General features: G+C 68.3%; 16 protein-coding genes. 4 read left to right on the top strand and 12 right to left on the bottom strand.

The annotated features are described in order from the left end of the window. Positions 1–44 precede the first annotated feature (44 nt). Together GLA29479_RS19965 and GLA29479_RS19960 are read right to left on the bottom strand one after the other, a co-directional pair. Complete coding sequence (locus GLA29479_RS19965) at positions 45–455, bottom strand: VOC family protein (RefSeq protein WP_057919391.1); 411 nt, start codon at positions 453–455, stop codon at positions 45–47. Positions 456–980: 525 nt separating this feature from the next. Further along, positions 981–1,631 carry a hypothetical protein gene (locus tag GLA29479_RS19960; RefSeq protein WP_057919392.1) on the bottom strand — a complete coding sequence of 217 codons (651 nt, stop codon included), beginning with the start codon at positions 1,629–1,631 and terminating at the stop codon, positions 981–983. A 399-nt stretch (positions 1,632–2,030) separates the two neighbouring features. Between GLA29479_RS19960 and GLA29479_RS19955 the strand changes: the two genes are divergently transcribed. Then, positions 2,031–2,408, top strand: coding sequence for a hypothetical protein (locus tag GLA29479_RS19955; RefSeq protein WP_057919393.1), 378 nt, complete (start codon positions 2,031–2,033; stop codon positions 2,406–2,408). A 73-nt stretch (positions 2,409–2,481) separates the two neighbouring features. Here the strand turns inward: GLA29479_RS19955 and GLA29479_RS19950 are convergent, their stop codons facing one another. The 3 genes from GLA29479_RS19950 to GLA29479_RS19940 form a co-directional block, all read right to left on the bottom strand. After that, the gene (locus GLA29479_RS19950; protein WP_057972620.1) at positions 2,482–4,665 is read right to left on the bottom strand and encodes a tetratricopeptide repeat protein; all 2,184 of its coding nucleotides are present in this window, start codon (positions 4,663–4,665) and stop codon (positions 2,482–2,484) included. A 351-nt stretch (positions 4,666–5,016) separates the two neighbouring features. Continuing rightward, on the bottom strand, positions 5,017–6,090 hold the full coding sequence (locus GLA29479_RS19945) for an NAD(P)H-dependent flavin oxidoreductase (RefSeq protein WP_057972619.1): 1,074 nt from the start codon (positions 6,088–6,090) through the stop codon (positions 5,017–5,019). 95 nt (positions 6,091–6,185) lie between these two features. Then, positions 6,186–7,394 (bottom strand): putative peptide maturation dehydrogenase, encoded by a 1,209-nt coding sequence (locus tag GLA29479_RS19940; protein WP_057972618.1) that lies wholly within the window; start codon positions 7,392–7,394, stop codon positions 6,186–6,188. A gap of 297 nt (positions 7,395–7,691) precedes the next feature. On the opposite strand from GLA29479_RS19940, the gene GLA29479_RS19935 reads away from it, so the two are divergent. Then, positions 7,692–8,045, top strand: a complete 354-nt coding sequence (locus GLA29479_RS19935; RefSeq protein ID WP_057919397.1) for an NHLP-related RiPP peptide — start codon at positions 7,692–7,694, stop codon at positions 8,043–8,045. 207 nt (positions 8,046–8,252) lie between these two features. Here the strand turns inward: GLA29479_RS19935 and GLA29479_RS19930 are convergent, their stop codons facing one another. The 4 genes from GLA29479_RS19930 to aceB all read right to left on the bottom strand — a co-directional run bounded on the left by GLA29479_RS19930 (position 8,253) and on the right by aceB (position 15,408). Beyond that, entirely contained in the window at positions 8,253–10,793 is a 2,541-nt protein-coding gene (locus GLA29479_RS19930) for a putative peptide modification system cyclase (RefSeq protein ID WP_057920241.1), read from the bottom strand. Positions 10,794–10,816: 23 nt separating this feature from the next. Further along, positions 10,817–11,839, bottom strand: a complete 1,023-nt coding sequence (locus tag GLA29479_RS19925; protein ID WP_425478955.1) for a GGDEF domain-containing protein — start codon at positions 11,837–11,839, stop codon at positions 10,817–10,819. A 574-nt stretch (positions 11,840–12,413) separates the two neighbouring features. Further along, the gene (gene aceA / locus GLA29479_RS19920; protein ID WP_057972617.1) at positions 12,414–13,715 is read right to left on the bottom strand and encodes an isocitrate lyase; all 1,302 of its coding nucleotides are present in this window, start codon (positions 13,713–13,715) and stop codon (positions 12,414–12,416) included. 58 nt (positions 13,716–13,773) lie between these two features. Further along, positions 13,774–15,408: a malate synthase A gene (aceB, locus tag GLA29479_RS19915; RefSeq protein WP_057972616.1), complete on the bottom strand. Its 1,635-nt coding sequence runs from the start codon at positions 15,406–15,408 to the stop codon at positions 13,774–13,776. Positions 15,409–15,559: 151 nt separating this feature from the next. Between aceB and GLA29479_RS19910 the strand changes: the two genes are divergently transcribed. Further along, positions 15,560–16,528, top strand: coding sequence for a LysR family transcriptional regulator (locus GLA29479_RS19910; protein ID WP_031371358.1), 969 nt, complete (start codon positions 15,560–15,562; stop codon positions 16,526–16,528). 122 nt (positions 16,529–16,650) lie between these two features. On the opposite strand, the gene GLA29479_RS19905 is transcribed toward GLA29479_RS19910, so the two are convergent. Then, entirely contained in the window at positions 16,651–19,605 is a 2,955-nt protein-coding gene (locus GLA29479_RS19905) for a collagenase (protein ID WP_082638832.1), read from the bottom strand. 686 nt (positions 19,606–20,291) lie between these two features. On the opposite strand from GLA29479_RS19905, the gene GLA29479_RS19900 reads away from it, so the two are divergent. Further along, positions 20,292–20,996, top strand: a complete 705-nt coding sequence (locus GLA29479_RS19900; protein WP_082638831.1) for a GntR family transcriptional regulator — start codon at positions 20,292–20,294, stop codon at positions 20,994–20,996. 58 nt (positions 20,997–21,054) lie between these two features. On the opposite strand, the gene GLA29479_RS19895 is transcribed toward GLA29479_RS19900, so the two are convergent. Continuing rightward, on the bottom strand, positions 21,055–21,666 hold the full coding sequence (locus GLA29479_RS19895) for a 1-acyl-sn-glycerol-3-phosphate acyltransferase (RefSeq protein ID WP_031371361.1): 612 nt from the start codon (positions 21,664–21,666) through the stop codon (positions 21,055–21,057). A gap of 10 nt (positions 21,667–21,676) precedes the next feature. Continuing rightward, on the bottom strand, positions 21,677–22,090 hold the full coding sequence (gene arfB, locus GLA29479_RS19890; protein ID WP_057972614.1) for an alternative ribosome rescue aminoacyl-tRNA hydrolase ArfB: 414 nt from the start codon (positions 22,088–22,090) through the stop codon (positions 21,677–21,679). Positions 22,091–22,123 lie beyond the last annotated feature (33 nt).

Raw genomic sequence — 22,123 nt, 5'->3', positions numbered from 1 at the left:
GCTGGCGACGTCGCTGCGGGTCATGACGGCATTCGCTCGACGGCTCAGCGCAGCTGGTTGATGCGGATCAGGTTGCCGGAGGGGTCGCGCACCGCGCAGTCGCGAACGCCGTAGGGCTGTTCGATCGGTTCCTGGACGATTTCGGTGCCGGCCGATTCGAGCCGCGCGAAGGTGGCGTCGAGATCGGGCGTGGCCAGGGTGATGATGCCGTAGGTGCCCTTGGCCATCATTTCGGCGATGGTGCGGCGCTCCTCGTCGGTGATGCCCGGGCTGGCGGCCGGCGGATGCAGCACGATCGAGGTCGCCGGCTGGCCGACCGGGCCGACGGTGATCCAGCGCATGCCGCCGTAAGCGACGTCCTTGCGCACTTCGAAGCCGAGGGTGTCGCGGTAGAAAGTCATTGCCGCGTCCGCATCGTTGTGCGGGAGGAAGCACGCGTGAATGCTGATGTTCATGGCAGTCGTCCTGTGGGTTGGGGTACGTGCTGTCATGCTAGGTGCGGTTCGCGTTCGGCGCTTCTCGATTCCTGATCGATTGGGACGCCGGCTTCCCTCGCACGGCGTAATCCCCCGGCCCCAAGCGCCGTACGTTGCCGATCGTGCCGGGCGCTGCATCGGCCCGCTTGCGGTATCGCCCCGCTGAAGACCGGTCTGCCGCGACGCACCCAGGCTGGCGCGAACCCGCGCACGGCCGAGTCGCTGCGGCCTGCCGGTCACCCGCGCGATCCTGCCACGCCGCACCGGGGGGCTCAAGCCGTCGACGATGGCCGGTCCGTCCGCGGATTCGAGGCCGCGCCGGCGTGCGCGGCGACCCGATGCCGACCCGACTCGGGATGCTCCGAAGCGCCCCGCCGCCCTGCCCCGCAAACGAAACAGCCCGGCCGCATCCTGCAACCGGGCTGGTTTCATCCTTCGATGTCGGGCGCGCAGCGAACCTGCGACGCAATGGATCGCCCGCACTCGGTCGAGGTCGAACCTCGCTTACGGGGGCAGGATCTCGTGGGCCGTGTTGGAGGCGCTGGCCGCGGTGCCGACGTTCTCCGACAGCAGGTAGCCGCCGACGTCCACCGCCACGATGATCACCCAGTGCCACCAGCGGCGCTTGCCGGTGCTGGAAGTACCGCCGGTCTCGGCCACGTGCTTGGCCCAGAACTGGCTCGAATGACGGGCGACGCTGAGTCCGCCGAGGATGGCCTTGCCGTTGCGCGACTTGGCGTCGAGCTGGGCGATGGCTTCGGCTTCCAGCTCGGCGAACATGGCATCGGCCTGGTCCAGGTCGGCAGCCTTGGCGACGACCTGGTCGATGCGCTCGAAGAAGGAGAACTCGTACGCACTGTAGCGACCGCGCTGCGACGCCATCTTCTGCGCCAGCGGCATGGTCGGTTCGATATCGAGGATCGGCTGGTTGGCCTTGACGAACTGTTCGGTCGACATGCCGGCGTCGAAACCGCACTTGTCGACCACATAGGCCAGCGAGGTGGCCTGGGTCGCTCCGGTGTCGAGCAGGCAGCCCAGGTACATGTTGTGCTGGATGCCGGCCGTATCGACCGGGTTGGCGGCGGCGAATGCCGATGCACCGTAGGTGCTGCCCAACAGCAGGACGACTGCGGCGGCGAGAGACTTCGACTTCATTGGCGATTCCTTGCGAGGTGATGGATTCAGAGGGGGCGATACGGACGGGCGTGCCGTCCCTGGACTCGACGCCTGGGGAAGCGGCACCCGTTCCCCGGCGTTTTGGCGCTGCTGTGGCGCCGAATCCAAGCTAGGCAGCGCCGCCGCCGCGGCCAAGGACGAAGCCGGGCCATGCCGGGAGCAAGGCGGGTCGAAAGCGCGGCGGGACCCGGCTGCGGCGCAGGCAGCGGCGCTTTCGCAAGGCATGGCGCCGGCCGGCGCCGAGCGCAGCGGGGGCGCGACGCCATAAGAAACAAAGCCTTAGGCGAATTGATTCCCGTTTTATACCCGCGACCGAACTGGCGTCCGTCGCGCCGCTGCACCTACTCTGGAAACACGCCCTTCTTCTTCGGATCGCCCATGTCCCTGTCCCGCGCAGTCGTCTCCCTCGCGTTCGGCGTCCTGCTCGCATCGCCGCTCGCCGGCCGGGCCCACGAGGTCGTGCCGGCGGACTGGTGCATCAAGGAAAAGGAGACGCCGAAGATCGTCGCCAAGTTCGAATTCGACGGCCCGCAGCTGCACGAGCTGATGAACAAGTGCGGCATCGTCGAGAAAGAGGACGACTGGGACACGGCCACCGCGACCATCGTCAGCTATTGCAAGATCGTCGCGCCGCTGAAGGACGCCGTGCCCTTCGTGCTCGGCCCCAAGGAATACCTGGACGGCAGCCACCACGAGCGCTATCGGCTCGACCAGGGCCTGAGCGGCGCCTGCGCGGTCTGCCCGCCGAAACCTTGAGTGCCCCCTGAGCGCCTATCGAGTGCCACCCACAGCGTTCCACTGACCGACACGACAGGGAACGTCGCGTCGGTCAGACCAGGGCGTCGCGCCGGGTGTAGGCCAGCACCGCATCGACGCAGTGCTGCAGCGAAACGCGGGTTTCCGGCGCCAACCCGTCGCAACGGCCGAGCACGAAATACGCCGAGCGCAGCACGTCGCGCCAGCGCGGGTTGCGCGGCAGCTTGGCGACGGTGAGGTAGCGTTCCAGGGCGCGTGCGCGCAGCCGGCCATCGTCGATGTTGACCCGCCAGATCCGGCTTTTCTCGGCGAACTCCAGGCGGCTGGTGCCGGTGGTGCGTTCCCAGGCCTCGATCGAGGCCAGCATCAGTTCGACCAGACTGCGGCGGAAACCGTCGCGCACCGACGGCTCGACGCCGGCATCGGCCGGCTCGGCTGCGATCTCGACCGGCGACAGCGACGGCGCCGGCGACGCGGCGACTTCGCGATCGTGCGGCGCGAGCAAGATCAGGCCGTCGCCGCCCGACCAGGGTTCGAGTGTCGCGACCAGGGGCGCGCCTTCGCGCGCGGCGATCTGCACGCGTTGCCCGGCGCTGTCTTCCATGCGCTCCAGCGCCGAGGCCAGGGCGGCGCGACCGGTTTCGCCGACGAAGACCGACACCGGCTGCCCGACCAGGATCTCGTCCTCGCCCGCCCCGAGCCAAAGCCGGCCGGCACGGTTCACCGCCAGCACCTGGCCTTCGGCATCGAGCAGGCACAACGGCTCGTCGCGGCTGTCGAGCAAGCCCTGCAACAGACTGCGGTCTTCGGCCAAAGCGTCCGCTTCGCGCCGGTAACGGGCGAGTTCCTCTTCGTGGCGCACCCGCTGCGCCTCCTCGCGCAAACGCGCGCGCTGATGCCGGCGCTGCTGCAACAGCAAGAAGCCGAGCAACACCGCGACCGCCAGCACCGCGGCGAAACCCAACAACAGGGTGCGCTGGCGAAACTGCGCGCTGCGCAGACGGTTTTCGCTTTCGAGCGCGGCGATGGTGCGTTGCTGCTCGGCCGACTCGAAACGGACCCGCAACCAGTCCAACTGGCGGTCGTGTTGGGCGTGCGCCAGCGCGATCGCCTTGCTGTAGGCATCGCGCAAAGTAGCGTTGGCGGCCGGCGCATCGCCGGCGCGTTCCTGCGCGGTGGCCAGTTCCTGCAGCAACGGCACCCGCATCGGGTCGCCTTCGGGCATCGTCGCCAGGGCTTCGCGCAAGCGCGTGGTCGCGGCGGCGGTCGCACCCGACAACTGCGCGGTACGGGCGATCTGCAACTGCAGCGCCGGCGGCAGCGGCAGCTTCCAGGTATCCGACAGGGCCAGGGCGGCGGCGCTCCAACGCTGCGCCTGGGCCAGATCGCCCTGCGCCAATGCAACCCGGGTCAGGCCGTCGTGCACGCGCAACTCGTAAACGCGGTTGCCGCCGGCGCGGTACACGCTCAGCGCCTCCTGCAACCAGGCCGAGGCCTGCGGCGCATCGCCGCTGTCGAGCGCCAGCTCGGCCATCGTCTCCAGCACGTGCGCGGCCTCGACCGGCTCGCCCTTGGCCCGGTACGAAGCCAGCGCCTCGCGGTAATAACGCATCGCCGTGTCGGTCTCGCGCAGTTCGCGGTAGACGTCGGCGATGTTGTTCAAGACCGCGCCGGACACCTCGCCGCGCTTGCGCTGCAGGTCGAGACTGGCGGTCAGGCTGCGCAAGGCGCCGCGGAAGTCGCCGAGACGGCGCAGTGCGGCGCCGACGTTGCTGAGGTCGCGCGCAGTCGCGGCGGAATCGTCGAGCGCGCTCGACAAGCTCGCCGCGCACTCGAACCGTGCCAGCGCCTGCGGGATCCATTCGCGGCGGAAGTCGAGGATGCCGCGCCGCCGCTCCAGTTCGTAGCGCAGGGCGGCATTGCCCTCGCCGCCGATCACCGCCTCGGCGCAATCGAGCGAGCGCTCGGCGTCCTCGATATGGCCGGCATCGAGTTGCGCCTTGGACCGCGCGAACAAAGCCTTGACCCCGCTCTCGCCGGCGGCCTGCGCCGGCGCCAGCTTCGCCCGCTGCAGGCACAGCGCCGGCTCGGGCAGCGCGCGCGCAGGGGTGGACCCCGGACAACCGACCAATACGCCCTGCGCCCAGGACACCTCGCAGACCGCCAGCAGGGCGATCATCGCCCAACGGCGGCGTTTCGAGCCCGTGCTCGCCACGGCCTCGCGGTTCAGGCGCGAGGCGGAACACAACAAACGCATCAGACCATCCTTATCCGATCCGTGCGGAAGGCGAACGCTTCGGTCGCATGCGCCGGCATCGAGCGCGCATCCGTCGCGATCCCCTCCCTCCTCGATCGGCCCCGCGAGGAAACTTCGCCCCGGGCCGGTCCGCAACGGTCGATGGCCGACGACGGAACGACCTGAGGAATTCGGCCGCCGGCATCGCGATGTGCAACACGACGAGGCCTGCCCGCTCGCGCAGAGCGCCGCGGCGCCGACCGGCGGTTCGGCCGAGCTTAGCAGCCACGACGCTACCGCCAACAGGCGCAAGAACCCGCTCTGGGTCTCAGTTTTCGCGCGACGGTCGGCGTGCCGCGGCGCAGCCGACCGTCAGCGCCGCAACCGCGCCAGGGTTTCCTCGGCGAGGGTCCGGGTCAGTTCGTAAGTCGACAATTCGCGGCCCAGGCGCGCTGCCTGCCCCGACCACAACGACATGAAATCGGCGGCACCGGCTGCCTCGGCCTGCGCGCGCAAAGGCGCGAGCGCGCCGCCGGCCAGCGGGAACGCCGGCGCCAGCGCCGACATCGGCCCCACCTCGCGCATCAGGCGGTTGACGATGCTGCGCGCCGGACGCCCGGTGAACAGATTGGTCAGCGCGGTCTGGTCGTCGCGCGCTTCGTTCAAGGCCTGCCGATGCAGCGGCGACAACTTCGCCTCCGGGCAGAACAGATAGGCGGTGCCGATCTGCACCGCCGCCGCGCCGAGCGCGAACGCGGCGACGATGCCACGCGCGTCGCCGATGGCGCCGGCGGCGATCACCGGCACCCGCACCGCATCGACCACCTGCGGCAACAGCGCGAACAGGCCGACCTGGGTGGATATCTCGAGCTCGTCGCCGAGAAACAACCCGCGATGGCCGCCGGCCTCGGCGCCCTGGGCGATGATCGCGTCGCAGCCCTGCGCTTCCAGCCAGCGCGCTTCACTGACCGTGGTCGCCGAGGACACGATGCGCGCACCGGCGACGCGAACGCGATCGAGCAGGCGCGGCTCGGGCAGGCCGAAGTGGAAGCTGACCACTTCCGGCCGCACCTCTTCGACGAGTTCGCAGTAGGCGTCGCCGAAGGGGGTGCGGTCCGAGGCCGGCACCGGCATCGCCGGGTCGAGGCCGAACTCGCGGTAATACGGCGCCAGGCGCTCGCGCCAGGCCGATTCGCGCCCGGCATCGGCCGGCGCCGGGCGATGGCAGAAGAAGTTGAGATTAAGCGGACGATCGGTCGCGGCGCGGATCAACCGGCATTGCTCATACGCTTGTTCGACGCTGAGCAGGGCGCAGGGTAACGAACCCAGCGCGCCGGCCTGGGCGGCGCCGATCACCATGTCGGCGAGGGTCGGGCCGGCCATCGGCGCCTGCACGATCGGCAATTGGATGCCGAACAAGTCCTGGATACGACGGTCGGGCCACATGGCGTCGCGCCTCAATCGGGGGATACGGAGGCCTCAGGATGCGCCCGCCGACGACGGGCGTCGCCCCGCCGGCTGGCACGCTGCGTTGCAGCGCCTCATCGGCCGGGCGATCGGCCGGGCGATGCGCCCGCGCCCCAGACCGCGCCGGCCGGGTCGAACTCGGCGTTGGTCATGCGCTCGCCGCGCCAACCGAAGCCGCAGATCGCCAACGGCCCTTCGGCGAGCGCGTCGAGGCCGAAGGCTTGCTCGATGTCGACTTCGTTGATCGCCGAGGTCACGAACGCGCCGAGCCCGAGCTCGGTCGCGCTGAGATACAGGGTCTGCGACAGGTGGCCGCTGTCGAGCACCAGGGCGCGATAAGCCTTGGCGTGCTGGCGGTACTTCCAGAAGCTGCGTGCGTACCGCGGCGTCAGCACCGCCATCGCCGGCGCATCGGCGAACCAGTGCTGCCCGGCCAGCGCACGCAAGGCGAACTCGTGCAGCGGCGCCTGCGGTGCCGGCAAGGGTTCGAGCGCGTGATCGAGCGCGTGGTAGTGATACAGCCCCGGCTCGACACCGTCGACGCGCTGCACGATCAGATAAGCCTCGGTAGCGTGCAGGCCGCCGCCGGACGGCGTGTGCTTTTTGAGGAATACGGTGTCGTCCTCGACCTTGACCAGGGCCTGCGCGGCGAACACCCGTTGCAACATGTGCGCGAACAGGGCCTGCGGCAGCGTGCGCACGGCATCGAAGTTGCGGCAGGTAGAACGGCGCGCGAGCAAGGCATCGAACTCGTTGCCGTCGGTGCGCGGCAAGGCGATGCGTTGTTCGGCGGGGCACCGTTCGAGCACCGGCGCCGGCGGCGCGCCGAGTTTTCGGCGCAGGTCGGCCGCGGTATGCAGCTCGTTGGCGTCCATCGCGGCGACGGCGTCCAGCCCCTGCCAACGCGCCAGACGATGCAGCATCGCCGCCGGCGCAAACCAATGGCCGCTGCGCAGGCGTTCGTCGCGTTCGCGGTAAACGAGGCATTGCGGGTTCGCGTCGGCCGCGTCGCAAAGCACCAGGCCGGCTTCGAGCAACTGCGCCAGCGCCGCGGCATCGGCCGTGCCCAGCGCGCTGGCTTCGATCCAGTCGCCCGGGCTCAGGCGACCGAGCAGTTCGCGTTGTGCGGCGTCGACTTCGACCTCGCCGTCGAGGTGGGCGGCGAGCGCCAGCCAACGCAGTTGCCGCGACAAACCGGCGCCGCCGGACAGCAGCGACGACAGATCGAAGGCCACGTGCTCGCGCGGCTCGAGGAAAAGCACGGAGCAACGGCGGATGCGCATCGAGAGTCCTGGGCGGCGGCGATGGTCGCGGCGCGGCGAGCGGATCGCCGCCGGCCGGTCATGCGGGCTCCGTATCATGCCCATCGCCGCACTGCCGTTCCAGCGCGCGCATCGCAGCTGAACGGGTACGCCGCAGAGGGCTACGGACCGACCAACGGAACCGCGCGAAGGCGCGAATGGCCGGCGATTCGGCGTTTTTGCGTGCTAGGCGGGTGAGCGGATGCTGTTCGCCGCTCCTCAACAGCGATAAATTCGGCCGCAGACAGACCCGCAACGGGTCTTCACAAGGGGAAACAGATGTCTATCGACAACAATCAAAAGAACGGGCACCCGCCGCTGGCACCCGAGGTCGCCGACCGCCTGCTCGATCTGCTCAGCTCGGACGACAAGTTCCGCACTGAATTCGCCAAGGACCCCGGCGCCGCATTGCAAAACAGCCTCGGCCTCGCGCCGCAGCAGACCCAGGCGGCGCTGGCCGGTGCCAGCTGCCTGCGGGTCAACTCGCTGGCCAGCAAGGAAGAAGTGCAGGCCGCGCGCGACGAGCTGCGCGGCAACCTGACCGCGGCCGGCACCCACACCGTCGTGTTCATGCTCGAAGTCGGTCAGGTCCAGGCCAGCCTCGGCGGCGGCTCGGGCAGCACCCTGGCTTGAGTGCAGGCGCGACGGTAGGCGGGGGCCTGCCGTCGCGCTGATCGATCGTATCGGTCGCCAAACACCAGCTCGAACACAAGTTCGAACACCAGTTCGAAGCAACCGTTCGGAGAACCCGGTTCGGAGCGCTAGTCCGATGCGCCGGACCGGGCATCGGCTCGAATCGACCGGCCTGCGCGTCTGCGCAGGCTGGCACCGCCGTGCGGATCAGCCGCCTGGCTTGACCGCGGCGACGGCGACGGTGGCTTTCGCCGTGTCGCGCTGCGCCACCGAAGCATCGGCGACGTTCATCGCCAGATACACCTGGCCGCCAGCCGGATCGGCGTAGGCGCGGCCGCGATGGGCGGCGATCCAACGGGTTTCGGTGGCGGCATCGTCTTTGCGACCGGCCGCAAGCAGCGCATCGCGCAAGGCGACGTGGGCCTGGAAGGGTTCGCTGCCGTCGCTGAGGCCGCGCAATTCGCGGATCGCCTCATCGGGTTTACCGGCCAGACGCAGCTGCTCGGCGCGCGCGACCTGCAGCAACTTGCGCGACAGGCTGCTGCCGCTGCTGTTGACCGCCTTCACCACGCGCGGCAACAGGCGCTCGGCCAGGGCGCGGTCGCCCTGGCGTTGGGCCAGGCGCACCGCGGCCAGCGCATTCAAGGCCAGATCGTCGTGGTCGGCGCTGTTGGGCTTGCCGGCATCGGCCAGCACCGCATCGGCGAACAGCTCGATCTCGGCCGAGGTCGGCTGGTCTTTGCCGGAGACGCTGCGCACGACCAGCTCGGTGAACCGCAACGGATGCCGGACCAGGATGCTGGCGCCGCGCGAAGCGCGCGCGGCTTCGCGCGCGATCTCGGCGGCTTTGGCGTACTGGCCCTGGTCCAGGGGCACGGCGATGCGCTCGAATTGGTCGGGCAGGTGCCCGCTGACTGACCGGCCCTGCTCGGTCAGCGAATCGAGGATGCGGTTGGCTTCGTCGAAACGGCGCATCGCCGCCAGCGCCGAGGCATGGCGGCGGTTGGGCGGGTAATGGCCGCTGAGTTCGGCCTGCTTGAAGGAATCCAGAGCCTTGGCATAGCGCTCCTGCGACAAGTGGATGCGCCCGGCCAGCTCGAAGGCGACGTTGCGCAAGGGCTCCTGCGGCGCGGTCGCGGCGGTGGTCGCGGCCAGCGCGCTGTCGAAGCGGTTGGCGAGGAACTCCGACCAGGCGTATTGATAGCGCCCGGCGAAGTAATCCGGATACACCCCGGCCAGCAGCTTCCACTTGCCCGGCGCATGCAGCGACGGCTGCGGGCCGAATTCGGCCGCCCAGGCGTCGAGGTACAGGGCTTCGCGCGGGGTCAGGTGGTCGCGCAATTCCTGCGCGCGCTCCAGGTAGGGCCGTGCTTTGTCGGTGTCGGCGTTGCTGACGTAGACGCGCATGATGCCCATGTGCGCGAGGGCGAATTTCTGGTCGATCTGGACCGCGCGCTGGAAGTACTGCAGGGCTTCGTCGAACTGGCGATGCGCATAAGCCTTGCTGCCGAGCGCATAGGCGCGCAACGCATCGAGGTTGCCGGTCGCGACCTTGGGCAGCGGCTCGGAATCCTTGTCGATGCTCTTGAGCGCTTCGCCGAGCTTGCCGCGCAGCGCGCTGGTGACCTCGTCGATCGAGGTCAGCGCCGAGGCCGCGCCGACGCCGTCGGCCGACTCGGCATAGACCGTGGTCTGGGTATGCGGATCGATCACTTCGGCGCTGACCCGCACCCGGCCGCCGACTTCGGCCACCGTCGGCAGGATCACCGCGCGCGCGCCGTCGCGCAGCGCGATCTCCGAGGCGACCGCGCGGTCGAGCACCGTGTCGACCTTGCGCTGCATGCGATCGAGGGTGTCGCGCGCCTTGAGGTCGGACAGCACGTTGACGTAGCGCGACTGCTCCAGGCTGATGCGGAAGGCCTGTTCCAGCGAATCGTCGAGCACGCCCTGCCCGGTCAGGTTGCGCAGGTCGCCGACCACCACCCAGTCGCGCTGGTTGAAGGCGATCGCCGGCTGCGGCCGGGTCGCGAACCACACGCCGGTGCCGATCATCGCGAGCAAGGCGACTTCGGCGGCGAGCGCGGCCGGACGCCGCCACAAGGGAATGTCGCGCCAGGCCTTGGGCCCGTTCGGCGGCGCGCGCAAGGGCGCGATGCCGGGCTCGCCGACCTCGTAGATTTCCTGCGGCTCGGGCACGCCCTTGAAGCGCCAGCGGCCGTGCGATTTCCACAGCAGTTGCTGGCCGCGCTCGCCGAGTTCGCGCGCGGCGCGGTGCGCCAGCGGTTCGGCGATCGCCGACAGCAGGATCTGGCCGGGACGCGCGGTCGCCATCAGCCGGCCCGCCATCGGCTTGGCCAGGCCTTCGACTTCGACCGGCTTGGCGCCGACCTGCACCGCTTCGTCGCTGTTGCGCCAGGTCAGTACTTCGCCGACATGCAGGCCGGCGCGCGCCTGCAGGGTCAGTTTGCGCGGCGCGCCGAGCTCGCGCAGGCCGCGGGCATAGTCGAGGGCGAAGCCGAGCCCGTCGATCGGCCGCTCAAACAACAGCAGCAAGCCGTCGGAGCGGTCGATCAGGCGGCCGCGCCAACGCTGCTGCAACTGCAGCACCAGGCGGTCGTGCTCGCGGAACAGCGACGCAGCCGGACCGTCGCCGAGGCGTTCGACCAGGGTGGTCGAATCGCACAGGTCGGTCAGCAACAACGTCCGCAATTGCGGCCCGTCGGCGTTAGGTCGGTGGGCGTCGTTCATGACGGCATCCTTGTCGACGCGGCTCATGCCGACGTCAGTTCCGCGTCCTGCCAATGCACACGGTTGCCGCCCAACCGCTTGGCCTGGTACAGCGCGCCGTCGGCGTGCGCATACCAGTCGTTCCATTCGTGCTTCGCGCTGACCAGGCAGGCGCCGACGCTGACCGGACAGATGGTCGGCGGCGATTGCGGAATCAGCAGCAGGCCGTGCACGGTCGAGACGATGAAGTCGGCGAAGCGCATCACGTCCTGGCGGGTCGAGGCGGCGACCAGCAGACAGAATTCATCGCCGCCGAGCCGGCAGGCGATGTCCTCGGGGCCGGCCACCGAGCGCAGGATGTTGGCAACGCTCTGCAGCACGCGGTCGCCGACCAGATGGCCGTGGTCGTCGTTGACCTGCTTGAAGCGGTCGCAGTCGATCAGGATCAGGCCCATCGTGTCGGGCATGCCGACGGTGCGGCTTTCCTGCAGGTGCAGGGTCAGGCCGCGGCGGTTGTACAGGCCGGTCAGGTCGTCGGTGCGGATCAGCTCTTCGGTCTGATTGAGCTGGTGGGTCGTCGCATACAGGCTGTCGAGCGCCGCTTCCAGGTCCTGGTTGCGGCGACGCAGGCGTCGGATCAGGCTTTGTTCGTTGAGCACCACGCGCATGATCGCGCGGCGCAGGAAGTACGAGACCAGGGACGGGTCGCGGTCGACCAGCCTTTGAAATTCTTCGTGGCGCAGTTCGACCAACAGGCCGTCGGTGGCGGCGATCGCATCGGCGCTGCGGGCGTGGTCGCCGATCAGCAGGCCGAGCTCGCCGAAGAACTCGCGCACGCCCAGGCGCTTGGTGACCAGGTCGTCGCCGAAGTCGAGGACGATCGCACCGCGCGCGATCACGAACATGGTGGTGCCGAGTTCGCCGCGGCGGAACAGCACCTGCCCGGCTTCGACCCGGCGCGGCCGCCCGATCTCGGCGAACAGCTCGAATTCGCCGGGCGTCAGCACGGCCATAGCCACGTCCGTTGGCGCCGCGGTCGTCGTCGAGTTGTCGGTTTCGCGGCCCATCGAGGGCACCGCCATGTCGCGATTCATCCCGATCTCCCCACACCCCTCATCCTGTGGGGTTCCACCAGCAGGATAGCATCTGGTCTGAACTGCTAACGCGGGTTTGCGGCCGAAACGGCCAGCCCGCGCCGGCATCCGCGGACCATTGCGCAGCCATTACGTTGCAATATCGTGGCCGCGACGACAAGGTGTTGCGCGCAGGAAACAGCGCGAGGCTTGCGTTTTTCGCGGGAAGGGCCGGCCCAGGCGAAGTCGCGGCGGCCTGTTCATGGTGACCGGCGACCGGGCCCTCGCCCGCTCGGACCGACCAGCAGCCGGCGGCCGACCGCATCGGGGGCCCGACACCGAGGGCGACGTCGGCTTGTCGCAGCACACTTGAACGGGCCGCTCCTCCACGGCGTCCCAACCCGATTCCCGATTCCCCATTCCCCATTCCCCATTCCCCATTCCCCATTCCCCATTCCCCATTCCCCATTCCCGACTCCCAGCCCGTCGTGCCGCGCGCCACAACGAAGAAGGGCCCCTTGCGGAGCCCTTCCTCGTCCCTATCCCCTTGCGACGTGCGAACGACGGCTCAGGCGGCTGCCTTGCTGTCGTCGTGGAACTGTTCTTCCTCGGTCGAACCCTTCAGCGCCACGGTCGAGGACTGGTTGCCCTGGATGGTCTGTGTCACCGCGTCGAAATAACCGGTGCCGACCTCGCGCTGGTGCTTGACCGCGGTGAAGCCCTTCTCGGCGGCGGCGAACTCGGCTTCCTGCAGTTCCACGAACGCGCTCATCTGGCGGCGCGCATAACCGTGGGCGAGGTTGAACATGCCGTAGTTGAGGCTGTGGAAGCCGGCCAGGGTGATGAACTGGAACTTGTAGCCGTAGCGGGCGATTTCCTTCTGGAACTTGGCGATGGTCGCGTCGTCGAGGTTCTTCTTCCAGTTGAAGCTCGGCGAGCAGTTGTAGGCCAGCAGCTTGCCCGGGAACTTGGCATGGATGGCCTCGGCGAACTTGCGCGCGAACTCCAGGTCCGGCTTGCCGGTTTCGCACCACACCAGGTCGGCATAGGGCGCATAGGCCAGGCCGCGGCTGATCGCCTGGTCGAGACCGTTGCGGGTCTTGTAGAAGCCTTCGACGGTGCGCTCGCCGGTGGTGAAGGGCTGGTCGTTCGGATCGATGTCGGCGGTCAGCAGGTCGGCGGCCTCGGCGTCGGTGCGCGCGACGATCAGGGTCGGCACGCCCATGACGTCGGCGGCGAGACGCGCGGCGACCAGCTTCTCGACCGCTTCGCGGGTCGGCACCAGCACCTTGCCGCCCATGTGGCCGCACTTCTTGACCGAAGCCAGCTGATCTTCGAAATGCACGCCCGAAGCGCCGGCCTCGATCATCCCCTTCATCAGCTCGAAGGCGTTGAGCACGCCGCCGAAGCCGGCCTCGGCGTCGGCCACGATCGGCTGCAGGAAGTCGACATCGCCGCTGCCTTCCGAGCACTGGATCTGGTCGGCGCGCAGCAGGGTGTTGTTGATGCGGCGCACGACCTGCGGCACCGAGTTGGCCGGGTACAGCGACTGGTCGGGGTACATCTCGCCGGCGATGTTGGCGTCGGCGGCGACCTGCCAGCCCGACAGATAGATCGCCTTGAGCCCGGCCTTGACCTGCTGCATGGCCTGGTTGCCGGTCAGCGCGCCGAGCGCGTTGACGAAGTCTTCGGTGTGCAGCGACTTCCACAGCTTGTTGGCGCCGAGCTTGGCGATCGAATGCTCGACCGGCACGGTACCGCGCAGGCGCACCACGTCCTCGGCCGAATACGGACGGGTGATGCCGGCCCAGCGCGGGTTGGTGGCCCAGTCGGTACGGAGTTGATCGGCGGTCGGCAGGGTGTGGCTCATGACTTCGATTCCTTACGTATGGGTCGTGTGACGTGGGGTGTGGTGAGGTGGCAGCGGGTCAGTCGATGCGTTCGTAGGCCGGCAGGGTCAGGAACTCCGCGAGCGTGTCGGCATGGGTCAGCGCGTCGAGCATCGCGATGGCTTCGTCGAGCTTGCTGCCGCCCGGCAGCTTCATGCGGTCGGCGAGCTTGCTCGGCAGGCCGATCAAGGCGCGTTCGAGCAAGGCGAAATCGAGCGGCGTGCCGTCGTCGAGGAACAAGCCATCGGCGTGCAGCCACTGCCACAACTGAGTGCGGGCGATCTCGGCGGTCGCGGCATCTTCCATCAGCCAATGGATCGGCACGCAGCCGTTGCCTTCGAGCCAGGCGGCCAGGTAACGCACGCAGACTTCGACGTTGCCTTCGAAACCGCTGCGGGTGATGGTGCCGAACGAGGGCTTGATCAGGTCGTCGCGGATGATCAGCACGTCGTCGCGCAGCACGTGCTGCTGGTGCGGGGTCGGCATGCGTTCGTCGAAGATGCGCATCGCCAGCGGGATCAGCGCCGGATGCGCGACCCAGGTGCCGTCGTGGCCGGCGGTGACTTCGCGCAGCTTGTCGGCGCGCACCTTGGCCAGCGCGGCCTCGTTGGCGGCTTCGTCGCCGCTGATCGGGATCTGCGCGGCCATGCCGCCCATCGCATGCGCGCCGCGCTTGTGGCAGGTCTGGATCAGCAGTTCCGAATAAGCGCGCAGGAACGGCTGGGTCATGGTGACCTGGCCTCGCTCGGGTAGCACCTTGTCGCGATGCGCGCGGAAAGTCTTGAGATAGGAGAACACGTAGTCCCAGCGGCCGCAGTTGAGGCCGGCGATGCGGCCGCGCAGCGCGTGCAGGATCTCGTCCATCTCGAACACGGCCGGCAGGGTCTCGATCAACACCGTGACCTTGATCTGGCCGGCGGCCAGGCCCAGCGCGCGCTCGACCTGGTCGAGCACGTCGTTCCACAGCTGCGCCTCTTCCATCGACTGCAGCTTGGGCAGGTAGAAATACGGGCCGCGGTCCTTGGCGACCAGCGCGGCGGCGTTGTGGAAGGCGAACAGGCCCAGGTCGAACAGGCCGCCGGAGATCGGCGCGCCGTCGATGCGCAGGTGCTTTTCGTCGAGGTGCCAGCCGCGCGGGCGCACCATCAACACCGCCTGTTCCTCGAAGGGCTTGAGGGTGTAGTGCTTGGAGCCGTCCGGCGCCATCCAGTCGAGGGTGCCGGCGACCGCCTTCTTGAGCGCGCGCTGGCCGGTCAGCAGATTGGCCCAGGTCGGCGCGGTGCTGTCCTCGAAGTCGGCCATGTAGACCTTGGCGCCCGAGTTGAGGGCGTTGATCACCATCTTCGGATCGCAGGGGCCGGTGATCTCGACCCGGCGGTCGAGCAAGGCGGTCGGCAGCGGCGCGACCCGCCAGTGGCCGGCGCGGATCGCCGCGGTGTCGGTGCGGAAATCCGGCAGGCCGCCGGCGTCGAAGAAGGCCTGGCGCTCGCGGCGGGCGGCGAGGCGGGCCTGGCGGACCGGCTCGAAACGGCGGTGCAGCCCGGCGAGGAACTCGAGGGCGGCCGGGGTCAGCAATTGCTCCTGTCCGGCCAGGCTGGCCGTGAGCTCGATGCCGTCACCCGGCTGACGTTGCTCCTGTTGCGGTTGCTGCCATTGCGCGATCACTGCCGACATCGGTGCGACTCCTGGGGGGATCATCCTTGGTGAGGATCTGGCCGCTCCCGACGAGTCGGCCTCTTGCCCCAGACCATGCGCTGGCGTCTTGTATTTGACAATCAAGTTTTTTCAATGCATATCATTTGAGTAACTTATATATAGTTCTCAAGTGGCCACGACACGCAGCCTAAGTCCGCGATTTGCTTACAAAGGCGACCGGCTCAAGCCACTGCGGGCCTTCTGCCAGACTGCGCGCCTGGGCTCAGTCTCACGAGCTGCTGAGGCGCTGTACTTGAGCCAGCCGGCGGTCACCCTTCAGCTTCAGGCGCTGGAGCGCGAGATGGGGGTGCGTCTGCTCGAGCGCAGCGGCCGCCGCCTGGCCCTGACCCGCGAGGGCCAGGAGCTGTACGAACTGGCCCGGCCCCTGGTCGAGGGGCTCGACGCCCTCGACGGCACCTTCCGCGAGCGCATCCGCGGCCTGGACGCGGGCGAACTCAACGTCGCCGCCGGCAGTTCGACCATCCTTTATCTGCTGCCGAAGATCGTCGAAGCCTTCCGCGCCGCCCACCCCGAGGTCCGTCTGACCCTGCACAACGTCACCGGCGCCGGCGGCCTGGACCTCCTGCGCTCGGACGCGGTCGACTTGGCGGTCGGCTCGATGCTCGACGTGCCCGGCGACCTCAGCTACGCCCCGGTCTACCGCTTCGAGCCGATGCTGATCACCCCGCGCGATCACCCGCTGGCCAAGCTCGACACCCTGACCCTGCAAGACCTCGGCCCCTACGGCCTGATCCTGCCGCCGCAGCGGCTGACCACTTACCGGATGGTCGACGTGGTGTTCCAGCAGAACCGCGTGCCGTACACGGTCGCGCTCGAAGTCGGCGGCTGGGAGGTCATCAAGCAATACGTGGCGATGGGCCTCGGGATCAGCATCGTCACCGCCATCTGCCTGACCGACGCCGACCGCGCACGCCTGTCGGCGCGCTCGCTGGCCGAGTACTTCCCGTCGCGCAGCTATGGCGTGGTGGTGCGCAAGGGCAAATACCTGTCGCCGCAGGCGCGGGCGTTCACCGAGCTGATCCAGCCGGACCTGTTCGTCCGCGGCGATTACTACGCGACCGGCCAATCCGATCGCTGATCGCCGATCGCCGCTCGTTGGCGATGGAAAAAGCGGGGCGGGAGCTCGCGCCCCCGCCCCGTCGAAGTCACTCGGACTTCAGTCTTGCTCAAGCTCGATAGTGCAGGCTCGATAACGCCGGTTCAGTACTGCACGCTCAAGCGCACGCCGCTGAAGGCGGTGGCACCGTGCAGGCTCACGTAGACATAGCCGGCCGGCGGGTTGTTGACGGTCAGCGTCTCGGTGTTGCCGCTCGCGGTCGAACGATAGTTATGCGCCGAGCGCGTGGCCCAGGCACCCAAAGTGTTGACGTAGAGGTCGGCATTGCCGGTACCGCCGGAGGTGGTGATGCGCAACTGCGTGGTGCCCTGCGGCACTTGCACATACATGTACACATAACCGTCGGCCGAGGCGGCGAGGTTGCTGCGCGAACAGTTGCGGCCGAGCTCGCGGGCGTCGGCCGCGCTGCATTCCGGCAGACTGCCGCCGCTGGTCACCGTCACGCTCTTGGCGACCGTGGTGCGTGCACCGCGGTTGTCGGTCACGGTCAGCTGCACCGCATAGGTCCCCGCTGCGGCATAGGTCTTGACCGGGTTGGTCGCGGACGAGCGGGTGCCGTCGCCGAAGTTCCAGGCGCGCGAAACGATGCTGCCGTCGGCATCGGAGGAGCCATCGGTGAAGCTCACCTTCAGGCCTTCGATACGGGTGGTGAACGCCGCCACCGGCGGAGTGTTCGAGGTGCCGCCGGTGACCGTCACCGACTTGCTCGTGGTCGCCGTCGCACCGCGGTTGTCGGTGACCGTGAGCTTCACCGTGTAGGTGCCCGCGGCGGCGTAGGTCTTGCTGGGGTGGGTGGCGGTGGAGCTGGTGCCGTCGCCGAAGCTCCACGCGCGCGAAGCGATGCTGCCGTCGGGATCGGACGAGCTGTCGCTGAAGTTCACCGTCAGACCGTTGGCGGCATGGCCGAACGCGGCCACCGGCGACTGGTTCGGCGTGCCGCCGCAACCGGGCGCGTCCGGCGTGGCGACGCAGGGCAGCCAGGCACGGAAGGCCGCGTCGTTGTTGCTGCCGATACCGCCCATGAAGGTGGCGTAGCCGGTGTAATTGCCGGGGCGGAAGTAGCCCAGGATGCTGTTCACTTCGCTGCGGCGCTGTTCGAACATGAAGCGCACCGCCAGATAGCCCCAGCGGTAGACCAGGTTCTGGCCGCTGTTGTAGTCGTTCTGATAGACCCGGCTGAGCGCGTAGGTACCGCGCGCGGCCTCGCTTTGCGCCGCCGTGTTGGCCAGGTTGCGGTACGAGAACGACATGTATTCGGCGAAGCCTTCGACCCACCACACGGTCTTTTGCTTCATCGCCGCATTGAAGTCGCCGAACATGTTGAAGCGGCCGTCGAGGTAATGGATGTACTCGTGGGTGAGGTTCCAGATCTCGAAGGTCTGCGGTCGCATCCATTCGGCCTCGTAGGCGATGAAGCGCGCCTGGTTGCCGGTCGCGGCCGGATTGCCTTCCAGGTACATGCCGCCGTTGTTAGTGTTGATGCCGTAGAGCGCGCCGGCATAAATGCCGTAGTCGGTGCTGCTGTCGAACACCACCATTTCCAGCGCGGCGTTCTGGTCGTTCGCGACCGGCACGCCGCCGGTGGCCATGGTCCGATGGAAATAGGTTTCTTCGCCGGCGACGATCGCGCAGGTATCGGCCAGCTGGGCCGCGGTCATCGATTGCGCGCGCAGGCGCAGGGTCGGACTGCAGGTGTGGCGGATCGGCAACGCTGCCGCATCGACCCGGGCCTTGAAGTCGCACAGACCGTAGTAGCCGCAGTTGGCCTTGTCGAAGTAATCCACCATCTCGCCGATGCCGACCCACAGGCGCGCGGTCGGCCCCGACACCGATGAGCGGTCGAGCAGGGTCTTCGCCCGCGACTGGGCGATGCTCTTGACGTTGCCGGTGTACTGCAGGAAGCGACCGATTTCGCGGCCGGCGTTGGCCACCAGATAGTCGTCGGCCTGGCCCAGCATCGCGAAGTGGGTGTTGGCGAAGTTGTACAGCGTGTCGACGATCGAGGGATCGGCCTGCACCGCGACGCGGAACGCCTCGTCCTGGTGGCCGCGGAAGGTCACGTTGTAGGCGTTGTTGACCGCCACCTTCATCCAGTAATACGCGTTGTAGCTGCTGTTGTAGCTGTCGAGCAGGCGCTTGACCACGTACAGATAGCGCGCGTTCTCGATCGAACTGTCGATCAGGGTGACGAACTCGGCCAGGGTTTCGCCGTGCACGTCGTTGACCAGGCCGAAGTTCGCGTTGGCGGCGAAGGCGTCGAGCGCTGGACGGATCGCGTTCTTCAACGGCGCGCCGTAACTGCCGACGCTGGTGTCGTAGAACTGCACGTAGTAACCGGCGCGCAGGAACAGCACCAGTTGCAGAGTGCTGCCGACGTTGGTGCCGTTGTAGTCGCGCGCGGACGTGGCCAGGGCGTTGGCGACGGTCACCATCTGCGCTTCGCGGAAGGTGCCGTAGGCGGTGGTGCCGCTCAGGCCGAACAACTGGTTGATGCAATCGGTGTCGGCGCTTTTGACCGCGGCGACCAGGGCGTCGCCGCTGAGACTGGCGAACTGATTGACGTCGCAAGCCGCCGCGGCCGCCTGCAGGCTGCGCGCGCTGAATTTGGCCAACGACGGCCGCTGCAGGATGTCGCGACGCGCGTCGGCGCCGTCGTAGTCGGTGTCGGCGCGTTCGCGCAGCAACGGCTGGTAGGGAATGCGCAGCGAGGGCTCGGCGGCGCGGTCTTGCTGGTGCGCGTCGAAGATCTGCCGTTCTGTCGCCGGCGACTTACGCACTGCGGCGAAGCGCGCGGCGGCCGCCTGCGCGGCCATCGCGCCATGGCCGGTGGCCAGGTTGGCGGTTTGCAGCGAGGTGGCGGCGCTCGAGCCGGCTTGAATCGAACTGGCTTGAATCGAACTCGATCGAAGCGGGTTCGATTCGGCGGACGCGCCGCTCAGGGTGTCCCAGGGCAAGGCATAGCTCAGAAAGCTGACGGCGGTAACGACGGCGCCAAGCATGAGCGCTTGGGTCGGCCCCGGTTTGGGTGCAAAAGACATCGCATTCTCCTTTGATTGGACGTCGGGCCCGATGCGGCGGCGACATGCGGCCTGGCGATCGGGTCCGTGGCTCCGGATTGCGGAAAGTCATCGACGGTCGGACGAGTGGATGAGGGCGGCTCTCCTTGCTCGGTGAGTTGCTGACTCGGTGGCGGGGACGCGCGCATCGCGCACGTTCGTGGGGGACGGGACGGCCGGCGGATCCAGGACGGGCGCGGCAGACGTCGCGAATCGGTCGGCGCGCGTTGGCGCAGCCCCCATCCGCCGGGCAGCCGGGTTCGCGGTGCAGGCCTGGCCTGCCCCTCGATCGGTCCCGAATCTGTTCACCGGCGGGCCCCCTGCCAGGCCGGTCACGCGCCTGACATGTCGCCAGGCTATTTTGTATACCGTATACGGTATCTGCTAACTTGGACCGATTCCGTGACGTCAGTCTGTGGAGACGATCACCGTGCCGGTCAGACGCCCGTGCGCCGACGGACGGCGATCCCTGTCACCGCCCTGCCTGCGGCGAAGAACGCCCCATTCGACGCCGCCGCCGGCCGCGCTTTCGCGAGCACGGGATTCGCGAGCCTCGAATTCGAATGAGCCGACCCTCGCCAGCCCTGCTTTCCGGCCATGCCCTCGCCGAGACGTACGCAGCGCCCGCGGACAGGCCGCAGACGCTGGCGGTTGGGTAGACTGAACGCATGAGCATCGTCCCCCGTTCGCTGTCCGACCAAGCCTTCGAAGTGGTCCGCGAACGCATTTTGTCGACGCAGATTCCGCCGCTCGCGCCGATCCGCCAGGAGCTGCTCGCCGAGGAACTCGGCATCAGCAAGATTCCGCTGCGCGAAGCCTTAGGCAGGCTGGAACAACAGGGCTTGTTGAGCTCGCATCCCAACCGCGGCTTCTTCGTGCCGGCGATGACCGCCGGCGAGGCCGAGGAAGTGTTCGCGCTGCGCCTGAAGATCGAACCCGACGCCGCCGCGCATGCCTGCCTGGAAGCCAGCGAGGACGAACGCAAGGCCGCCGGGACGGCCCTGGCCGCCCTGGAAACGGCCTCGAAGGCCGACGTCCACAGCGCGGTGCGCTTCAACCGCACCTTCCACCTGTCGTTGGTGCGGCCGGGCGGCCGCCACGTCACCACCCAGTTGGTCGAACGCCTGCAGGTGCTGGCCGAACGCTATGTGCGCAAGCACCTGGAGCCGGAAGGCCGCGAGGCCCGCGCGAGCAGCGAGCACCACGAGATCCTCGACGCCTGGTTGGCGCGCGACTCCGCGCGCGTGGCCGACCTGCTGTGCGCCCACATCGTCTCGACCTTGAACGATCTGCGCCTGCAGCTCGAACAGATCGACAGCGCCGGCGAGGCCGGCAAACCCGGCGGCAAACGCGCCAGGCGTCCCCGCAAATAAACGCGCCGACAAACGCCTGAATTAACCCGCAGAAACCGGCCGGCCAGGTCAGCCCAGATCAGGTCGTGCCGTGGTGCTTGCCCTGCCAGGGCTTGTACCAGTCGCGGATGCGGCGCATGTCGGCATCCATGTCGTCGCCGAGCTGGAACGCCTCGCCGATGCCGATGATCTTGTCGGGGTAGTGGAAATACGCCGGCACCACCGGCACGTCGGCCGCCTTGGCGATCTTCCAGAACCCGGCTTTCCAGCGCTCGACGACTTTGCGCGTGCCTTCGGGCGCGAGACCGAACCAGAAATGCTCCTGGGCGCGGATCATCGCCGCGGCCTGTTCGATCACGCCGTGCGCGGCGCTGCGGTTGACCGGGATCACCCCGAGCGAACGCAGCAGCCCGCCGAGCAGAGGCACGCGGAACAGCGAGTCCTTGCCGAGGACCTTCACGTCCAGGCCCATCGCCGCCTTGGCCGCGAACCCCCAGACGCCGTCCCAGTTCGAGGAATGCGGCGCGCCGATCAGCACCGCGCGCGGAATGTCGGGAAACGCGCCGACCATGCGCCAGCCGCCGAGCCGCAGGATGGTGCGGCCGACCCAGCGGGTGAAACGGTTGAAACGCACTTGCGGCACGTTCGGCGGCAAGGTCAGGACGATGTCGTCGCGGGCTGGCTGCTGCATGCGTGCTCCGTCAGTCCCAATTACTTTGCGAACGACCGCGCTTGGTCGTGCTGCGTTCGCGCTTGGCGCCGAGGCGGCGTTCCTTGGAGGCACGGCTGGGTTTGGTGGCGATGCGCGGCTTGGGCGCGCGCAGGCCGCTGTCGACGAAGGCGGCCAGGCGCACGCGGGCGTCCTCGCGGTTGCGTTCCTGGGTGCGGAACCGCTGCGCGCTGATCACCAGCACGCCGTCGGTGGTCACGCGCCGGTCGCGCTTGCTCAGCAAACGCTCGCGCACGGCCTCGGGCAACGAGGGCGATTGCGCGATATCGAAGCGCAATTCCACCGCAGTCGCGACCTTGTTTACGTTTTGCCCGCCCGGACCGGTCGAACGCACGAAGCGCTCGACCAATTCCTGTTCGGGAATCGTGATCGACAGATCCACCATGCTCTCCTCCGCCGGCGATTGTAGACCGGCGCG

It is taken from the genome of Lysobacter antibioticus (genome assembly GCF_001442535.1).
GTDB classification, from domain to species: Bacteria; Pseudomonadota; Gammaproteobacteria; order Xanthomonadales; family Xanthomonadaceae; genus Lysobacter; species Lysobacter antibioticus.
The sequence above is the reverse complement of the archived record's forward strand: the minus strand, read 5'-3'. Positions and strand labels throughout refer to the sequence as shown.